Raw genomic sequence first — 16,771 nt, forward strand, 5'->3', positions numbered from 1 at the left:
GGGAGCCGCCTCGTATCTCGAACGAACTGACGATATTACCTGAGCTGGCTGAGGTACTTCCCGTAGCCGCTCTTCTCCAATGGGGCGGCGAGCGACGCCAATTGCTCGCTACTGATCCACCCATTTCGCCAGGCAATCTCCTCGATACAACCGATCTTGAAGCCTTGGCGGTCCTCGATCACGCGCACGTACTCCGATGCCTGCATCATCGATTCAAAGGTTCCCGTGTCCAGCCACGCGGTACCCCGGTCGAGCGTCTGAACATTGAGTCGGCCCGAATTCAGGTATTCCTCGTTGACGCTCGAGATTTCGAGCTCTCCGCGGGCGCTGGGAACGATTGACTTGGCAATGCTGACCACGTCGTTGTCATAGAAATAGAGTCCAGGAACCGCATAGTTGCTCTTGGGCTCGGCGGGCTTCTCCTCGATAGAAATTGCACGCATCTGCTCGTCAAACTCCACCACACCGTACGCTGTCGGGTTTGACACGTGATAAGCGAATACCACCGCACCGTCGACCTCCGCATGGCTCTTGAGGCTGGTTCCGAGACCGGTGCCGTGAAAAATGTTATCCCCGAGCACCAACGCCACCCGATCAGAGCCGATGAAGTCTTCGCCGATGATGAAGGCCTGGGCCAACCCATCCGGTGACGGCTGCACGGCATACTCGATTGCCATGCCGAGCTGAGACCCATCCCCGAGAAGTGCTCGGAACTGTTCGTTGTACTCTGGGGTAGTGATGATGAGCACTTCCCGAATACCAGCCATCATGAGCGTCGACAACGGGTAATAGACCATTGGCTTGTCATAGATCGGCATGAGCTGCTTCGAAATGCCCTTGGTGATCGGCCAGAGCCGGGTACCGGAGCCGCCGGCCAGAATAATGCCCTTCATGAGCACGTCCTTTCAAAGTCTCAGCGTTCATCCTAACGAACGTGGCCTGGACCAGCCCCGACGTCGCTGATTCCTGGAAAGTAGAATGAAGCCTATGCTCGCCCCCGGACAGGATCCCCTCCCACCTCTGCGCTCCGCCGTCATCACCGTGAGCTACGGTTCCGGCGAAGTGCTGCGGGACTTCCTGAAGACGCTCCGCGCCCACCACGGCGCGGAACAGACCGTGGTCGTTGTCGACAACAAACCTGATGATCAGAACGTACGCGAGATCGCGTCCGACTTCGAGGCGATCTATGTTCCATTGGAATCAAACCCGGGCTATGGTGCCGGCATGAACGCCGGAGTGCGTGCGCTCAAAGAATCGTTCGACTCGTATTTTTTTTGCAACCCCGACGTCAGCTTCCTCGAGCCTGCAGTTGGGCCGCTGGCGCACACGCTCGCTTCAAGCCACAGCGCAGGCAGCATCGGCCCACGCCTCCTCAACGACGACGGAAGCGTATACCCCTCGGCGCGGAACATTCCGTCGCTGAGCACGGGCGTCGGGCATGCCCTGTTTAGCAAAATTTGGGCGGGCAATCCGTGGACTCGCCGCTACCAGGATGCTTATAACTACTCGACGCTCAGGACAACGGGATCGCTTTCAGGCGCGGCCGTCATGGTCAAGCGTGGGGTGTTTGAGCGCATCGGGGGCTGGGATGAGGCTTACTTCATGCATTTCGAGGACATCGACCTTGGCTATCGGATCGGCCTCGCTGGATTCACGAATCTCTTCGATCCCACCATCAGCGTCCACCATTCTGGGGCGCACTCAACGAAGAAACATGCCGTCGTTGTTGAACGGGCCATGACGAGCAGCGCGATCAGATTCATGTCGAAGCGATACTCCGGATTCTGGCAAGCCCCGGTCCGATATGCCATCGTTGCGGGGCTTCGCATCCGAGGAATACTCAAACTCAAATCGCTGGCTCGCGATCAAACTTCGGCCTAGTCTGGCCCGACTCAGCGGCTTCAACGGCTTCGCCCATAGGATTAGAGGGACTTCCGCCCGGCTGGGGCATTCAACCACTTCTTCAGGAGGACCGCTCGTGGCCCGCAAGATTCTCGTGACCGGGGGCGCCGGTTTCATCGGATCCAACTTCGTGCACTATCTCGTCGCGAACACTGACGACGTCGTGACAGTACTCGACAAGTTCACCTACGCTGGGAACAAGGCTTCTCTTGCTGGGCTTCCCGCAGATCGTGTAGCCGTCGTCCACGGCGACATTTGCGATACTGCTCTCGTCGACCAGCTGGTCGCCGACTCCGACGTCGTGGTGCATTACGCGGCTGAGTCCCACAACGACAACTCGTTGCACGACCCGAAGCCGTTCCTCGACACGAATATCGTTGGCACCTACACGCTGCTCGAGGCAGTGCGTCGTCACGAGAAGCGCTATCACCACATCTCGACGGACGAAGTGTATGGCGACCTTGAGCTCGACGATCCGAACCGGTTCAGCGAGTCAACGCCCTACAACCCGTCAAGCCCCTACTCCTCGACGAAGGCAGGCTCTGACCTGCTGGTGCGTGCATGGGTGCGCTCGTTCGGAATCAACGCCACCCTGTCGAACTGCTCGAACAACTATGGGCCACGCCAGCACGTCGAGAAGTTCATTCCTCGCCAAATCACCAACATACTCACCGGCGAGCGACCCAAGCTATACGGCGAGGGGCTGAACGTCCGCGATTGGATCCACGCGGACGATCACTCGTCTGCAGTGCTCCGCATCGTCGAGGCTGGCCGCAAAGGCGAGACCTACCTGATCGGCGCAGACGGAGAGAAGAACAACAAGGATGTACTCGAGCTGATCCTCGAGAAGATGGGCCAGGCTCAAGACGCCTACGATCACGTTGTCGACCGCCCTGGCCACGACCTTCGTTATGCGATCGACTCAACCAAGTTGCGCACCGAGCTCGGCTGGACCCCGTCGTTCCCCGACTTCGAGCAGGGAATTGCTGCGACGATCGAGTGGTACCGCGAGAACGAGGCTTGGTGGCAGCCGCAGAAGGCCGAGACCGAGGCAAAGTACCGCGAGCAGGGGCAGTAGGTATGGTCGCGAAACCGCTCACGCTGCGCGAGACCACTATCCCTGGACTCGTACTGCTTGACCTCCCCGTTCACGGTGACAACCGCGGGTGGTTCAAAGAGAACTGGCAGCGCGAGAAGATGGTCGCGCTCGGATTGCCCGATTTCGGGCCGGTGCAGAACAACATTTCTTTCAACGACAAGGCCGGCGCCACCCGTGGCATTCATGCCGAGCCCTGGGATAAATTCGTCTCGGTCGCCACCGGAAAGATCTTCGGCGCTTGGGTTGACCTTCGCGAGGGCGACACTTTCGGCAAGGTGTTCACAGCTGAGCTCGGCCCCTCGACCGCCATCTTCGTTCCTCGAGGCGTCGGTAACTCTTACCAGACGCTCGAAAACGACACTGCCTACGTGTACCTCGTGAACGCGCACTGGAGTGCGGAGGCACAGAGCGAGTACACCTTCCTCAACCTGGCCGACCCGACCGCGGCAATCACCTGGCCTATCCCCTTAGACGATGCGGAGCGTTCCGCAAAGGACCTCGCGCACCCCGAGCTCGGCGACGTTGTCCCGATGAAACCGAAACGCACTCTCGTGCTCGGCGCAAATGGTCAGCTTGGGCGCGCGCTACGCGAGCTGCTTCCAAATGCCGATTTCGCTGATCGCTCGCGGGTGAATCTCGCGTCACCCGATGCCTTCGCCGGTATTCGGTTCGCTGACTACGACACGATTGTGAACGCCGCCGCCTACACAAAGGTCGACGACGCCGAGACAGATTCCGGCCGCGTTGTGGCATGGGCGGCGAACGTGACCGGTGTCGCCCGGCTGGCGAAGGCGGCTACAGAACACGGCATCACACTCGTGCACGTCTCGAGCGACTATGTGTTTGATGGTGCGCAGGACATGTACACCGAGGAGGACGCATTCGCTCCGCTCGGCGTCTACGGCCAAACTAAGGCCGCGGGCGATGCCCTTGTCTCGACAGTCCCTCGCCACTATATTGTGCGAACGAGCTGGGTAATTGGCGACGGGAACAATTTCGTTCGCACCATGCACTCGCTTGCCGAGCGAGGCATCGACCCGAGCGTCGTCGATGATCAGATTGGCCGGTTGAGTTTCACCGAGGACATCGCGGCGGGCATCGCGCACCTACTTCGGTCGCGCCCGGAGTTTGGCGTCTACAACCTGACGAACGAGGGCCCGTCAATGTCGTGGGCCGAGGTCGCAAGACTTGTCTATGCGGCGTCTGGCCACAACCCTGCTCGCGTCAGGGGGGTCAGCACAGCGGAGTACTTTGCCGGCAAGCAGGTTGCGCCTCGCCCCTTGAACAGCACTCTCTCGCTCGGAAAGATCGAGGCCGCAGGTTTCATTCCTCGCGAAGCATCGGCCGCTTTGTCGAGCTACGTTTCAACACTCTAGAACAGAAGAACGCCACCCCGGTCAGACCTCACAGTACGGCCAGGGTGGCGTTTTTTCGCCAGCGGCAGATTACCCGCGCACCTCAACGGTCGGCCCGGCAGTCGGGTTCCAGAGTGTGCGGTAAAGGTTGGCTGAGCGGGATTCCACCATCTCGATACATCGATCACTCGTCAGAGCAAGCACGCTTTCCGTCGCGGGTTCGACCGACGCGAGCTGCACCGACACACCGATGCCTGCGTTCTTGTCGGCTCGACCCAAGTCCGAAAGATCGAATGTAGTGCCGTATGTACTCAGCTCATCGATGCGATGTCGGGCGATCGTCACACCGTCCGGGCCACATAGCCGGTTGAAGAGGGAGTGGTCTGGATTCCCCGCCGGCTCGTCCCAAAAAGCACCACCTTCTGCGAGCATATTCTGGAGATCTCCGGTCAGGACGACGATGGCGTCTTCTAGGTAGTCCGTCTCTTCGAGATACGTCACGAAGCCGGCTGCCTGCTCCATGGCGCTACGAACCACGGAGGTCATTTCGGCCTCCGTGGCCAGCGGGCAGTGGTCAAACAGGTGCGCTGGCTCATGCAAATCGAGAGTGAGCATCGTCAGGTCAAACGGCTGGCCTGCATCATGGAGCCCGGTCACCTCATCCTTCGCCTGCTCCATAGATGCGCGATCGGACAGACCCCAAGGGCTGACTTCTGTCTCGCCCGACTTCTCCCCGTATTGAAAATCCTTCAATTCGTCATAGCCGTGGCAGCGTAAGAGAGTACGTCGCCAGCAAGTGACCCCCAGGCAGGTACGCATCATTTTCAGCGCCAATCTCATTTGCATTAATGTCGTTCTCACCCACACCAGCTCCCCTCAAAGGAAAGCCACGCTCAGTCCCGACGATGCCGGCCTTCGTCCATCCGCCACCCGGATACTGTTCGAGCGCCGGAATGCTCTCCCCGCCGGCAGTAGCCTGCTCAATCTGAGCAAGCATGCTCTCTTCAGGGAGCGAGTCATCAGCGAGTGCCGTTTCGATCGACTCCATAAAAATGACCACAAGGTTCTTGGGCATCTCTGCCGTGTCTTGCGAAATAGCGAGTTCCTATGCGTCAACCTCGGGCACCAAGTAGCGCTTATCCATCAAGAGGTTCGTAGTTATCGAGCGAGTGCATTGTGGCAGGCCTACCACCTGCACGAATACCGCGAAGCTCATGACCGACATAACGTTTGAGAACACGGCAGGAGCCCAGCGGCGAGGCTTGACCCGATCCGCGCCAGCGCGAAGGGTCCGACCCAGTACGGTGCACTTTGGCGCAACGGCATAGTCACGCGGCCTGCGACGTCGAAGCACCCTCGCGAACAGGAACACCAAGAAACACGACTACGAGCGGGATCACCAGCGCCTGCCACACCAACGTGCTGATATAGCCGCTCTCCGCGCCGGTCGTCTCCGCACCTCACGCTCCGAGAAGGTGCATGGGCATCTGGTCAACCGAGATGAGGCCGAAGGTGCGCCGGATCCAGTTCGCGGACACGCTGAGGACCGCGCCGACCCAGCCAACCGGGCAACGACCATCACTCAAACAGCCACGCGCAAATATGACTTGCGCTCGGCTGTCACATCGCCAAGCGTCGTCTGCCCCAAGTTGATACTCACGAGTATTGGTTCGTCTCCGCCTAACGACCCGTCACCGAGCGTTCTGGAATAGTTCACGCAAGGAACAGCCGCCTATGGATCATCCTGTGCGTCAGGTTGAACTGGGACCTGCGCCACTATTCCGCCGGCGGCGGTGAGGCCGCCGCAATCCCGTTCAGCACCAGCTGATGAATCTGGGCGTAGTCCGGGTATTCCGGGTCCACCTCGGGTGGTGTGAGTTGCACGTTCACCGGCGTGTGATTCTTTGCCTTCGAGGCCAGGTCCACGAACCGTCCCAGCATCGATTCCGGGATGTCCGTCTCGACCAGGTTCGTTCCCGCCGCCGCGAGCTCTTGGAAGCGCATCAACACATTTGCCGGGTTCGCCTGGGCCAAGATCGCAGCCTGCAGCTCACGCTGGCGGTCCATGCGGTCATAGTCGCCGCGCGCCGAGCCATAGCGTGAACGGGCGTACCACTCGGCAGTGAACCCATCCATCGTTTGTAGGCCCGGCTCGATCCAGCCGACAACCCCGTAAAGTTCGCCCGTGTTCTCATCGATCTGGCCGCCGATGGGCAGCTGCTCCTTGACGTCGATCTGCACGCCGCCCAGCGCATCGATGAGCTTCGCGAAACCCTCCATATCGATCAGTACATAGAACTGCACCTCAAGGCCCGTCGCACCAGACACCGCGTCCTTGGTCGCTTCAATGCCGGGCGATGAGCCGCGCGAAGTCGCGTCCGGGTACAGCTCGGGCGTGAAGAACTCAGCCTCCGCGTAAACCCCATTGAGGTAGCACAGACCGATGTTGCAACCCCAGTCGGCGCCAAACCCGCTCGGGTGCGCCGCGTACATCGGAGAGGTCTCGGGGAATGGCATGTTCTGCAGCTCGCGGGGCAGACCCACCACCACAGACTGTCCCGTCTCGGCATCGACGCTGATCAGCGAGATGCTGTCGGGGCGCAGGCCCTCGCGGTCGGCACCAGCGTCGGTGCCCAACAGCAAGATGTTATATCGACCATCGACCGGCGCAACGGCGGGCGCTCCCCCGCCAAAAATGGAAGAGATCGCCGCGCGGCCCGCGCCGACGGCGGTCGAGGCCCACACGGCACCCACCGAGGGCACGACGGTCAGCAGGATCGAAAGAATGGCGATCGGCAGCCGCCACTTCTTCGCCACACGGGGGATGCGCGCAAGCTTCAAAGTATTGAATCCGAGCACGAGCCAAAAGATCGCGTAGGCGATGAGCAGCCCCTGCAGCAGCAGGAGCACGATGGTGTTGGTCGCGATCGTGAGGGTGAAAGTGCGCGCGACGAAAAAGCCGACGGCGGCGAGCAGGAGCAGGCCAATCAGGGTGAAAGTGATGCCGAGCCCAAAGCGCCCAAGCTTCTTGCTCCCGGCGAGCACCTGCGCGCTGCCCGGTAGGAAGAACCCGAGCACGACGAGCCAGCGGGCCCGCTTCGTCATAAGCGGCGCCGAGCCTGCATCAGGGTGGCGCAGCGGGCGCTCGAGATCCAGCGTCGCGCTCACGCGTCGTACCCCATGGGGTTCGCTGACTGCCACGTCCATGCATCTCTGCAGGCATCGTCAAGCGTGCGGGTCGCGCGCCAGCCAAGCTCGGCATTCGCTAGCGCAGGATCTGCAATGACGACGGCCACGTCCCCCGGGCGTCGCGCAACCTGGTCGAACGGAATTTCACGGCCCGAGGCGCGTTCAAACGCGCGAACCGCCTGGAGCACGCTTGAACCGATGCCTGAGCCCAGGTTGTAGGTGCGCACCCCCGCCTCGGCGCGCTCGAGTGCGGCGACGTGTCCCTCTGCGAGATCCATCACGTGAATGTAGTCGCGCACGCCGGTGCCATCCGGAGTGTCGTAGTCGCTGCCAAACACCGCGAGGCGCTCGCGGCGACCCGAGGCAACCTGCGCCACGTAGGGCATAAGGTTATTGGGTGTTCCCTTTGGATCTTCACCGATCTTCCCTGAGGCGTGAGCGCCCACCGGGTTGAAATAGCGCAGCAGAGTCGCCGCCAGCTCTGGCCGGGCGATCTGAGCGTCACGAATTATCTGCTCGTTCATGAACTTCGACCAGCCATAGGGGTTGGTCAGTCCGACCCCAACCGCGTGGCTCTCCGAAATGGTCGGAGTCTGCGGGTCACCGTAGACCGTCGCAGATGAGCTAAACACGAGCGTGTCAACTCCGCGCTCTTCCATGAGATCGAGCAGGGTGATGGTCGAGTCGAGGTTCACCCGGTAGTAGCGAGACGGCTGCGCGGCTGACTCCCCCACCGCCTTCAATCCAGCGAAGTGCACGACCGCATCGAAGTCGATGCCCGTAAGTGCCTCCCGCGCGGCCGCCAGGTCAGTGAGATCTGCCCGAACTGACGTCACTTCACGACCCGCGAGCTCGGCGACACGACGGGTCGCCTCAGGCGAGCCGTTCGAATAGTCGTCGAGCACAACGACGTCATGCCCGCGCTCGAGCAGCACGAGCGCGGTGTGCGAGCCGATGTAGCCGGCGCCGCCAGTGAGGAGTACACGCATGAGGACAAGGCTAACCTTGCAACGGGCGCGACTTGCTGCGGAACCGCCGATTGCTGCCGACGCGCTGGGAACTTGGTCACAATTCGCGATGATCCCGCTCAGAGTCATCGGGCGCGCTTCGGCGGGCCATAGACTTGAGATTCAGTCCAGAATCTGTGGAACGAAAGGGGCGAGTGATGGCAACTCTGACCCTCATCGGTGAACCGTTTCCCGATGCGGACCTGGTCGCCAGCCTCACTGCCGTTCAAGATCTCGCGCTTGCCCTCGCCGGGTCGACTCCCCGCGGTTGCGGCGTCGAGATGCTGGTGGGTCGCACGTCGACTCCCCCCGAGCTGAATCACCCTAATCTGACGGTGCACCGCATGCAGCTCCCGGCCTCCGCGCTCCCGGTGATGTGGCAAAGCGGCACAGCAGCCCGCTCGCTCGATGGCGCACTCGTGCACTCCCTCACCGCAATGGCGCCGCTTCGCTCGCGCGAAGACGAGTCGCAGTCGACTATCACTATCCCTCACGCCCTCCCGTGGGAAGCGCCCGAGTGCATGCCCGGCCAGACCGCGCGCCTCATGCGCGCGTTCACCCGCCGCGCGATGCGCCACGCAGACCTCATCATCACGCCGACCCACGCGGTCGCCGAGGTGCTCCGCGGCGTGTACGGGTCGAACGCCCCGATCCGGGTCGTACCGCTCGCCGCACCCTCGAGCTTCCTGCGCCCGAAAGACGCCGACGCGCGCCGCGCCGCCCTCGGCCTGCCCGAGCGCTACATCCTGACCTCGGCGTCGCAGGCTGAGCACTGCCGGCTCGACTGGATCTTGGATGCCCTCGAGGCCTCCCCCGAACTTCCCGACCTCGTCGTCCTCGGCACACCTCCCGAGGCGAAAGGCGCCGAAGAGGCGCCCGCGCGCCCGCGGCTTGACGGACGCGTGCACTACGTCTCGGTCGATGAGCAGGACAACGTGGGCGTCGCGATCTCCGGCGCGCTGCTGCTCGTACAGCCGCAGATCTCGGTCGGCTCCGGCTACGTCGAGCACGGCGCGCTCGCCCAGGGCGTCCCGATCCTGCACGCCAGCATCGCCGGTACCGCGGAAATCGCGCTCGACGGCGGAGTCGCCTTCACCGACGCTGCTGACCTGCTGCGCACGCTGAACGAGCTCTGCTCAAACGAGTCAGCCCGCGGTCGCCTCGCGCTCCTGGCCGAGGATCGCGGCCGCACCTTCACCTGGCGCAGCACCGCCTGGCACCTCTGGGAACTGCACGCCGACCTCTAGGTCAACCGCAGCCTGCTCAGCGGCACGCAACACCGCGAGCGCCTCCACCCAGCGCCGCAGGAACAGAGGTTCGTCCCGGCGCCGACTGCGCATCCACGACGTTACCTCGCTGTTGGACTTGCTCGCGTTGCACGACCTGCACGCGGGCACCACATTCTCAAGCGTGTACCGGCCACCGCGCGAGATGGGCAGCACGCAGTCCTTCTGCAGTGCGTCGTCGAGGGCACCGCAATAGGCGCACCCGCCCCACGCCGAGAGAATGTCGTCCCACTGCGCGAGCGTCAGGTCGTTGTCAGCCGCGGCGACCCGCTTCGTCCGCCGGCGCTGGGCGCGAGCGCGACGGCTCTGCGAGACAGCCATGGCCCTGCGGCCTACGCCTCTTCCGCGACCCGCAGCTGCAGAGCGGCGTCCTTCGTCTCGACCATCTCGGCGAGGCCCGCCGCATAGGCGTCCAGCTTCGCGGTCAGTTCAGGGTCACCCGAGCCCAGGATCCGGGCCGCCAGCAGCCCAGCGTTCTTCGCGCCCCCGATCGACACGGTCGCGACCGGGATGCCGCCGGGCATCTGCACGATCGACAGCAGCGAGTCCATACCGTCGAGGCGCGACAGCGGCACGGGCACGCCGATCACGGGGAGGCTCGTCAGCGAGGCGACCATGCCCGGCAGATGCGCGGCACCGCCGGCGCCGGCGATGATGACGCGCAGCCCGCGGCTCGCCGCCTCACGGCCGTAGCTCATCATCTTCTCGGGCGTGCGGTGCGCGCTCACGACCTGCACCTCGTGCGGGATGCCAAATTCGCGAAGGGCCGCGACGGCCTCGCTCATCACGTTCCAGTCCGAATCGGACCCCATGATGACGCCGACAAGGGGACTCTGCGTGGTGCGATCGCTCATGGCTCCATCGTAGCGGCGGGGGCCGCGCGGGCTGGCGTCATCCTCAACCGACCGCGCGCTTCACCAGCTCGCCGAGGGCCGACTCGGCCGCCGCGTCCATCTCGGCCAGCGCGTACGAGGTGGGCCACATGCCACCCGCGACATCAAGATTCGCCGCCGCGCTGAACCCGAAGGTGGAGTACCGCTCCTTGTCGTCAAGCCCACTGCGGAAGAAGCAGACGACCTTGCCCGCCCGCGCATACCCCGGCTGCCCGTAGTACAGCTTGGGCGCCAGTTCGGGGGCGGCCTCGCCCACGATCGCGTGTACCCGCTCGGCGAGCTCGCGATCCGGCGACTGCATGGCGGCAATCTTCTCGAGCACCGCCTTCTCCTCCGCGGCCGCCTTCTCGGCGCCCCGCGCCGTGCGGGCCTCGTTCTTGAGCTCCTGCGCCCGCGCCTTCATCGCCGCACGTTCCTCCGCCGAGAATCCGTTCGTTGTGCCCGCCATGATCTGCCCTTTCGCCGTGGTGACTTGAGTGCTTCCACGCTAGCGAGCATTCGGGCCGTGTGGCTTCTCGATTCATGATCCGCCCCGCCGCGCCGCGCTCACACTTCCCGGAGCAATCTCACTTCCCGGAGGCCGTGCGTCCCATTTCGGGCTCCGGGAAGTGTGATCGCGCAGAGACCTGCGGCGTTCGGCCCTGCCCGGCCAGCGGGGCCCGCGCCAACCTCTCGCGGGCCCCGCACTTCCAGAGAGCGCTACCGGTGCGTCGGCACCTGCCCCGTCCGGCGGCGGATCTCGTCGGCCACCGCGATGGCGTCGCCCCCGGGGGCGTCCGACTTCCGGTCGGGGCGCGCGACGAACAGGTAGATCAGTCCGGTCACGAGCACGACGAAGAGCCCGATCAGCACCACGTAGTCGGCGAAGAAGTCGCCGCTCGAGCCCGGGGTCGCCAGCAGGTACATCGCGAAGATGCCATACGCCAGCGCGACGACGTTGATGACAAAGCCGAGCGTGCCGAGGTTGAACGGTCCGGCGGGCTTCCACCCCTTGAACCGTTGACGGAGCGCGGCGAGCACGACCATCTGGAACGAGAGGTAGATGCCGAGGATCGCGAACGCGGTAACCGGCACCAGGATGCTGTCGTTCAGGAAAATCAGCACGCAGATCAGGGCCGGCACGGTGCAGGCGACGATGAGGGCGTTGGTGGGCACCTTCGTGCGCTCCGACACCTTCGCGAGCCACACGTGGCCGGGCAGCATGCCGTCCCGCGCGAACGAGTAGAGCAGTCGGCTCGCGGCCGCCTGCAGGCTCAGCACGCACGAGATGAAGGCGATGATCGCGACGACGAGGAAGATCTTCGCCCCCACCGTCCCGAGGCTCGCCTCCAGGATCGCCGGGATCGGGTCGCCCACCTCGCCCGCGACGATCTGCTCGAGGTTGGGGGCCGCAAGTACGTAGCCGCCAAACGAGAAGAGGGCCGACACCATGCCCACGAGAATGGTCATCATCATGGCCTTCGGGATCCTGCGGGCCGGGTCAGACACCTCTTCCGCCACGTCGCCGCACGCCTCGAACCCGTAGAACAGGAAGAGGCCGGCGATCGCTGAGGCGAAGAAGACGGGGATGTACGAGCCGTCGCCCGCGGTGCCCATCGAGTCGAAGAAGATCGAGAAGGGGTGCTCGCGCTTGAAGAGCAGCAGGTACAGGCCGACGCCGATCACCCCGATGAGCTCGGCGAACAGCCCAATGCGGGCGATCCTGGCGAGTGACTTCGTGCCCGTGAAGTTGATCGCGAGCGCGAGCAGTAGCAGGCCGAGCGAGGTGAGCAGACCGACGAGCGGCGTGACCTCGATGCCGAGCAGGCTCGCGACGAAGCCCGCACCGAACTCGGCCACCGCGGTGATCGTCACGATGAGGGCCCAGATGTACACCCAGGCGGCCATCCATGCGTAGCGCTTGCCCCAGAGTCGCCGCGCCCACGGGTAGATGCCCCCGTGAATCGGGTACTGCGAGACCACCTCGCCAAACACCACCGACACGGTGAGCTGGCCGGCGCCGACGATGACGATCCACCAGATCGATGGTGGGCCACCCGTCGCGAGTGCGACCGCGAACAGCGAGTAGACGCCCACGAGGGGCGAGAGATAGGTGAAGCCCAGGGCGAAGTTCGCCCAGAGACTCATGGAGCGATCGAATTTGCCTTCATAGCCGAGCACGGCGAGGTGATCGGCGTCACCCAGGTGCTCTGTTTCGCGTGGAGACGTCATTGTCCCATTCCCTTCGGATCAATACAGACCCGGGCCGAACTACCGCCCGTGGCGCCAGCATAGGGGCACTTCGGGCGAAACACGCATCAGAAATGCCGGATCAGCCCCGCATTCCCGGACCTACTTGAACGCGTCGGCCGCCGCGTTCGCCTCGGCCCGCACCGTGGCGAGATCCTGCCCAGTCACCGTGACGTGCCCGACCTTGCGGCCCGGCCGCGGCGTCTTGTCGTAGCTGTGGACCTTCGCACGCGGGTGTGCGGCGAGCGCGGACGGATAGCGCAGCGCCATCGTGCCCTCGGCGGGGCCGCCGAGCACATTTACCATGACGGCGGCGGGCGCGGTCATCGAGGTGTCGCCGAGCGGGAGGTCGGCGACCGCGCGCAGGTGCTGCTCGAACTGGCTGGTGACCGATCCCTCGATCGAGAAGTGGCCCGAGTTGTGCGGGCGCATGGCGAGCTCGTTCACGAGCACGCGGCCGTCGGCCGTCTCGAACATTTCGACCGCGAGCACGCCAGTCACTCCGACGCCCTCCGCGACGATGGCGCCGATCCTGGCCGCTTCGTCGAGGGTTGCGGGGTTCGCGACGGGTGCGGGCGCGAGCACTTCCGAGCACACGCCGTCCAGCTGCACCGTCTCGACGACGGGCCAGGCGCGCACCTCGCCGCTCGGTCGGCGGGCGACGAGCTGCGAGAGTTCGCGGGTGAAATCGACGAGCTCTTCGGCGAGCAGCTGGCCGCCCCGGCCGTCCTCGTCAAGCGCGGTGAACCAGTCGCGGGCCTCGACCGCCGAGGCAACGACGCGCACGCCCTTGCCGTCATAGCCACCGCGGGCCGTCTTCACGACCGCGCGTCCGCCGCGCTCAGCGAGGAACGCGTCGAGCTCCTGCTCATCGGCGACCGCGGCCCACGCAGGCACGGGGACGCCGAGCTCGGTGAGCTTCTCGCGCATCAAGATCTTGTCCTGGGCAAACTGCAGGGCGCCGGGCCGCGGGTGCACAGGGACGCCGCGTCGCTCGAGCTCGAGCAGGATCTCCTGCGGCACGTGCTCGTGGTCAAAGGTGATCACGTCGACGGTCTCGGCGAAGGCATAGACGGTCTCAGGATCGCGGTAGTCGCCGACCGCATCGGCCGCACGGGCGGCGCTCGAGCCGTCGACCTCGGCGAGCACGCTGATGCCTAAGCCGAGGTTGATCGCCGGGGGGATCATCATTCGCGCAAGCTGTCCGCCGCCGATTACGCCGATCTTCGTGGTCACGTGTCTCCCTCGTGCGCGACCGCCAGGATCGCGGCGCCTGCCACTATTCTGCCGCATCCGGGATCAGTTGACTTTCATCAACCAATTGCCTTATAGTTGATGTTTATCAACGAATTACGCCGCGTCGAAGGATCCCACACCCGAATGCCACGCACCTCCCCCGCTACCGCCGCCGCTGCGGCCCCCGCCGCACACGACGGGCTGCTGCACGGCCGCGCCAAGAACGCCGCCCTCGCCGCCATCTTCCTCAGCATCTTCGTTTCGATGCTCGCATCGACGGTCGTCGGCTCGTCTATGCCACTCATCATCGCCGACCTCGGCGGCGGCCAGGCGGCCTACACCTGGGTGATCACGGCGACCATGCTCGCCACCGCGATCTCGACCCCCATCTGGGGCAAGCTCGCCGACCTCAGCAGCAAGAAGCTCCTGCTGCAGCTCGCGCTCGTCATCTTCACCCTCGGCACCATCCTCGCCGGCTTCGCCCCTGACGCGAACTGGCTCATCGGCTTCCGCGTACTCCAGGGCCTCGGCGGCGGCGGCCTCGCAGCCCTCGGCCAGATCGTCATGGCCGACATCATCAGCCCGCGCGACCGCGGCAAGTACATGGGCGTCATGGGCGCCGTCATGGCCGTCCCGACAATCGGCGGGCCGCTGCTCGGCGGCGTCATCACCGACGCGTTCGGGTGGCGCTGGAACTTCTTCGTCTCCGTCCCGGTCGCAATCGTCGCCATCATCATCCTGCAGAAGTCGCTGCACCTCGTGACACTCAAACGCAAGGTGAAGATCGACTACCTCGGCGCGGTCCTCATCTCCGCCGGGTTCTCGAGCCTGCTCATCTGGGCCACCCTGGGGGGCACCCAGTTCGACTGGTGGTCGTGGCAGACCCTCGCGATGGCGGGCGGCGGCGTCGCCGTGCTCATCGCCGCCGTATTCGTCGAACTGACCGTCGAAGAGCCGATGATTCCGCTCACCCTGTTCAAGAACCGCACCTTCACGATGGCCGTCATCGCGAGCCTCGCGGTCGGCGTCGCCATGTTCGGCACCGCGATCTTCCTCGGACAGTACATGCAGCTTGCCCGCGGCAAGACCCCGACCGAGTCGGGCCTGCTCACCATTCCGATGATGCTCGGCCTGCTGGTCGCGTCGACCATCGTCGGCCAGGTCATCTCGCGCACCGGGAAGTGGAAGCGGTACGTCGTGCTGGGTGCGATCCTGATGGGCATCGGCCTCGCGCTGATGGGCCAACTGCGCTCCGACACCTCGTTCTGGTACGTGGGCGTATCGATGGCCGTGCTCGGCGCCGGCGTCGGCATGTGCATGCAGAACCTCGTGCTCATCGTGCAGAACACCGTCTCACCCACCGAGATCGGCGTCGCTAGCTCGTCCGTCACCTTCTTCCGCACGATCGGCGGCACCGCCGGGATGTCCGTGCTGGGCGCCATGCTCGGCACGCAGGTCATCGACTTCATCGCCTCGGGCCTGAAGCACCTTGCCCCCGCGCAGCTTGCGGGCGTCGAGGCGCTCAAGGGCGGCGGCATCCCGAAGATTGCGGAGCTTCCCCTGCCCATCCGCGAGGTGGTCGAGGCGGCATACGGGCACGCGATCGGCGACATCTTCCTGGCCGCCGTGCCGCTCGCCCTCGTCGCACTGATCGCGATCATCTTCCTGCCGAACATCCCCCTCGGCAACAAGACGACCTCGCAATTGCTCGCCGAGAAGGAGCGGTCGCGCGTCGCAGCCGCCGAGCAGACGCTCGTCGAAACCGGGCTTTCCGCGAATGGCGAGTTCGTGATGACCGGATCAATTCCCGTTCAGGCGCGTGCCGCACGTACAGACTCGGGTAACGTCGACTCTCGTGACTAAGCCCGAGCGGGACCACCCGCACGACCCGATCCTCGACGTGATCGCCGAGTTCTCCGAGACGTTCTCGTTCATCCGCACGCGGTGGACCGAGTTCACGGAGCAGCTGCACCCCGAGCTGTCGGGCGGATCGATCTTCGTGCTGCAGGTAATCCTCAAGAAGGGTCCGATCACGGCGACCGAGATCGGGCACCGGCTGCGCATGGACAAAGCGATGATCAGCCGGCAGGTAGCGCTGCTGCGCAAGCTCGAGTTGGTGGATGCGCAGGCCGCGGCCGAGGATCGCCGGGTCACGCTGCTTACCGGCACCGAGCTGGCGCGCACGCGGCTCGACGAGGTGCGGAGCCAGATGTCGGAGCAGTACCGCCAGCGCTTCGCTGACTGGGGCGCCGAGGACATCGTGCAGCTGCGCGACCTGCTGCGGCGGTTCAACGGCAGCGCCGACTTCTTCGAGGACTCGGCTTCGCCATCTGCCCGGTGCACGCCGGGGCATGTGGCGCAGGATCCCGCTTCCTCGTAAACGCGGCGGCGCCCGGCGCCCCAAGCCGGCGCCCCAAGCCGGCGCCCCAAGCCGGCGCCCGGCGGCTCTCGCGGCCTTTCACTCTCAATAGTAGATCCGCGTTGAATAGTACGAATTCGGGCGATTTGGTGAGTTCTGGGGCGAATCTACTATCGGGTGAAAGGCGGTGCCGCCGCGGCGGCGACCAAATTACCC

16 protein-coding genes are annotated in these 16,771 nt (G+C 64.5%); 6 read left to right on the forward strand and 10 right to left on the reverse strand.

What is annotated here, in order from left to right; translation table 11 throughout:
* Positions 1-35: 35 nt before the first annotated feature.
* The gene (gene rfbA, locus JW030_RS11900; protein ID WP_188045616.1) at positions 36-893 is read right to left on the reverse strand and encodes a glucose-1-phosphate thymidylyltransferase RfbA; all 858 of its coding nucleotides are present in this window, start codon (positions 891-893) and stop codon (positions 36-38) included.
* Positions 894-987: 94 nt separating this feature from the next.
* Here rfbA and JW030_RS11905 point away from each other — a divergent pair, with 94 nt between their 5' ends.
* From JW030_RS11905 to JW030_RS11915, 3 genes are all read left to right on the forward strand, one after another.
* Positions 988-1,881, forward strand: a complete 894-nt coding sequence (locus JW030_RS11905) for a glycosyltransferase (RefSeq protein ID WP_188045615.1) — start codon at positions 988-990, stop codon at positions 1,879-1,881.
* 97 nt (positions 1,882-1,978) lie between these two features.
* Positions 1,979-2,980 (forward strand): dTDP-glucose 4,6-dehydratase, encoded by a 1,002-nt coding sequence (gene rfbB, locus JW030_RS11910; RefSeq protein ID WP_241095455.1) that lies wholly within the window; start codon positions 1,979-1,981, stop codon positions 2,978-2,980.
* A 2-nt stretch (positions 2,981-2,982) separates the two neighbouring features.
* Positions 2,983-4,377, forward strand: a complete 1,395-nt coding sequence (locus JW030_RS11915; protein WP_188045613.1) for a bifunctional dTDP-4-dehydrorhamnose 3,5-epimerase family protein/NAD(P)-dependent oxidoreductase — start codon at positions 2,983-2,985, stop codon at positions 4,375-4,377.
* Positions 4,378-4,446: 69 nt separating this feature from the next.
* On the opposite strand, the gene JW030_RS11920 is transcribed toward JW030_RS11915, so the two are convergent.
* The 4 genes from JW030_RS11920 to galE all read right to left on the reverse strand — a co-directional run bounded on the left by JW030_RS11920 (position 4,447) and on the right by galE (position 8,534).
* Positions 4,447-5,109 (reverse strand): hypothetical protein, encoded by a 663-nt coding sequence (locus tag JW030_RS11920; protein ID WP_188045612.1) that lies wholly within the window; start codon positions 5,107-5,109, stop codon positions 4,447-4,449.
* A gap of 4 nt (positions 5,110-5,113) precedes the next feature.
* Positions 5,114-5,431 (reverse strand): hypothetical protein, encoded by a 318-nt coding sequence (locus JW030_RS11925; RefSeq protein WP_188045611.1) that lies wholly within the window; start codon positions 5,429-5,431, stop codon positions 5,114-5,116.
* A 701-nt stretch (positions 5,432-6,132) separates the two neighbouring features.
* The gene (locus tag JW030_RS11930) at positions 6,133-7,524 is read right to left on the reverse strand and encodes an LCP family protein (RefSeq protein ID WP_241095456.1); all 1,392 of its coding nucleotides are present in this window, start codon (positions 7,522-7,524) and stop codon (positions 6,133-6,135) included.
* Positions 7,521-8,534 (reverse strand): UDP-glucose 4-epimerase GalE, encoded by a 1,014-nt coding sequence (galE, locus tag JW030_RS11935; RefSeq protein WP_188045609.1) that lies wholly within the window; start codon positions 8,532-8,534, stop codon positions 7,521-7,523. Before galE ends, JW030_RS11930 begins: the two co-directional genes overlap by 4 nt.
* A 176-nt stretch (positions 8,535-8,710) precedes the next feature.
* Here galE and JW030_RS11940 point away from each other — a divergent pair, with 176 nt between their 5' ends.
* Positions 8,711-9,799, forward strand: a complete 1,089-nt coding sequence (locus tag JW030_RS11940) for a glycosyltransferase (protein ID WP_188045608.1) — start codon at positions 8,711-8,713, stop codon at positions 9,797-9,799.
* On the opposite strand, the gene JW030_RS11945 is transcribed toward JW030_RS11940, so the two are convergent.
* The 5 genes from JW030_RS11945 to JW030_RS11965 form a co-directional block, all read right to left on the reverse strand.
* Positions 9,698-10,159 (reverse strand): HNH endonuclease, encoded by a 462-nt coding sequence (locus tag JW030_RS11945; RefSeq protein WP_188045607.1) that lies wholly within the window; start codon positions 10,157-10,159, stop codon positions 9,698-9,700. The genes JW030_RS11940 and JW030_RS11945 overlap by 102 nt on opposite strands.
* A gap of 11 nt (positions 10,160-10,170) precedes the next feature.
* The gene (gene purE, locus JW030_RS11950) at positions 10,171-10,692 is read right to left on the reverse strand and encodes a 5-(carboxyamino)imidazole ribonucleotide mutase (protein WP_188045606.1); all 522 of its coding nucleotides are present in this window, start codon (positions 10,690-10,692) and stop codon (positions 10,171-10,173) included.
* Positions 10,693-10,735: 43 nt separating this feature from the next.
* Positions 10,736-11,179 (reverse strand): DUF1801 domain-containing protein, encoded by a 444-nt coding sequence (locus tag JW030_RS11955; RefSeq protein ID WP_188045605.1) that lies wholly within the window; start codon positions 11,177-11,179, stop codon positions 10,736-10,738.
* Between the two features lie 251 nt (positions 11,180-11,430).
* Positions 11,431-12,942 carry an APC family permease gene (locus JW030_RS11960; protein ID WP_188045604.1) on the reverse strand — a complete coding sequence of 504 codons (1,512 nt, stop codon included), beginning with the start codon at positions 12,940-12,942 and terminating at the stop codon, positions 11,431-11,433.
* A 120-nt stretch (positions 12,943-13,062) separates the two neighbouring features.
* Positions 13,063-14,196 carry a 5-(carboxyamino)imidazole ribonucleotide synthase gene (locus JW030_RS11965; protein WP_256434431.1) on the reverse strand — a complete coding sequence of 378 codons (1,134 nt, stop codon included), beginning with the start codon at positions 14,194-14,196 and terminating at the stop codon, positions 13,063-13,065.
* A 144-nt stretch (positions 14,197-14,340) separates the two neighbouring features.
* Between JW030_RS11965 and JW030_RS11970 the strand changes: the two genes are divergently transcribed.
* Positions 14,341-16,059 carry a DHA2 family efflux MFS transporter permease subunit gene (locus JW030_RS11970; RefSeq protein WP_188045602.1) on the forward strand — a complete coding sequence of 573 codons (1,719 nt, stop codon included), beginning with the start codon at positions 14,341-14,343 and terminating at the stop codon, positions 16,057-16,059.
* Complete coding sequence (locus tag JW030_RS11975; RefSeq protein WP_188045601.1) at positions 16,052-16,576, forward strand: MarR family winged helix-turn-helix transcriptional regulator; 525 nt, start codon at positions 16,052-16,054, stop codon at positions 16,574-16,576. Before JW030_RS11970 ends, JW030_RS11975 begins: the two co-directional genes overlap by 8 nt.
* Positions 16,577-16,771: the final 195 nt, after the last annotated feature.

It is taken from the genome of Leucobacter sp. CX169 (assembly GCF_017161405.1).
Taxonomy (GTDB): domain Bacteria; phylum Actinomycetota; class Actinomycetes; order Actinomycetales; family Microbacteriaceae; genus Cx-87.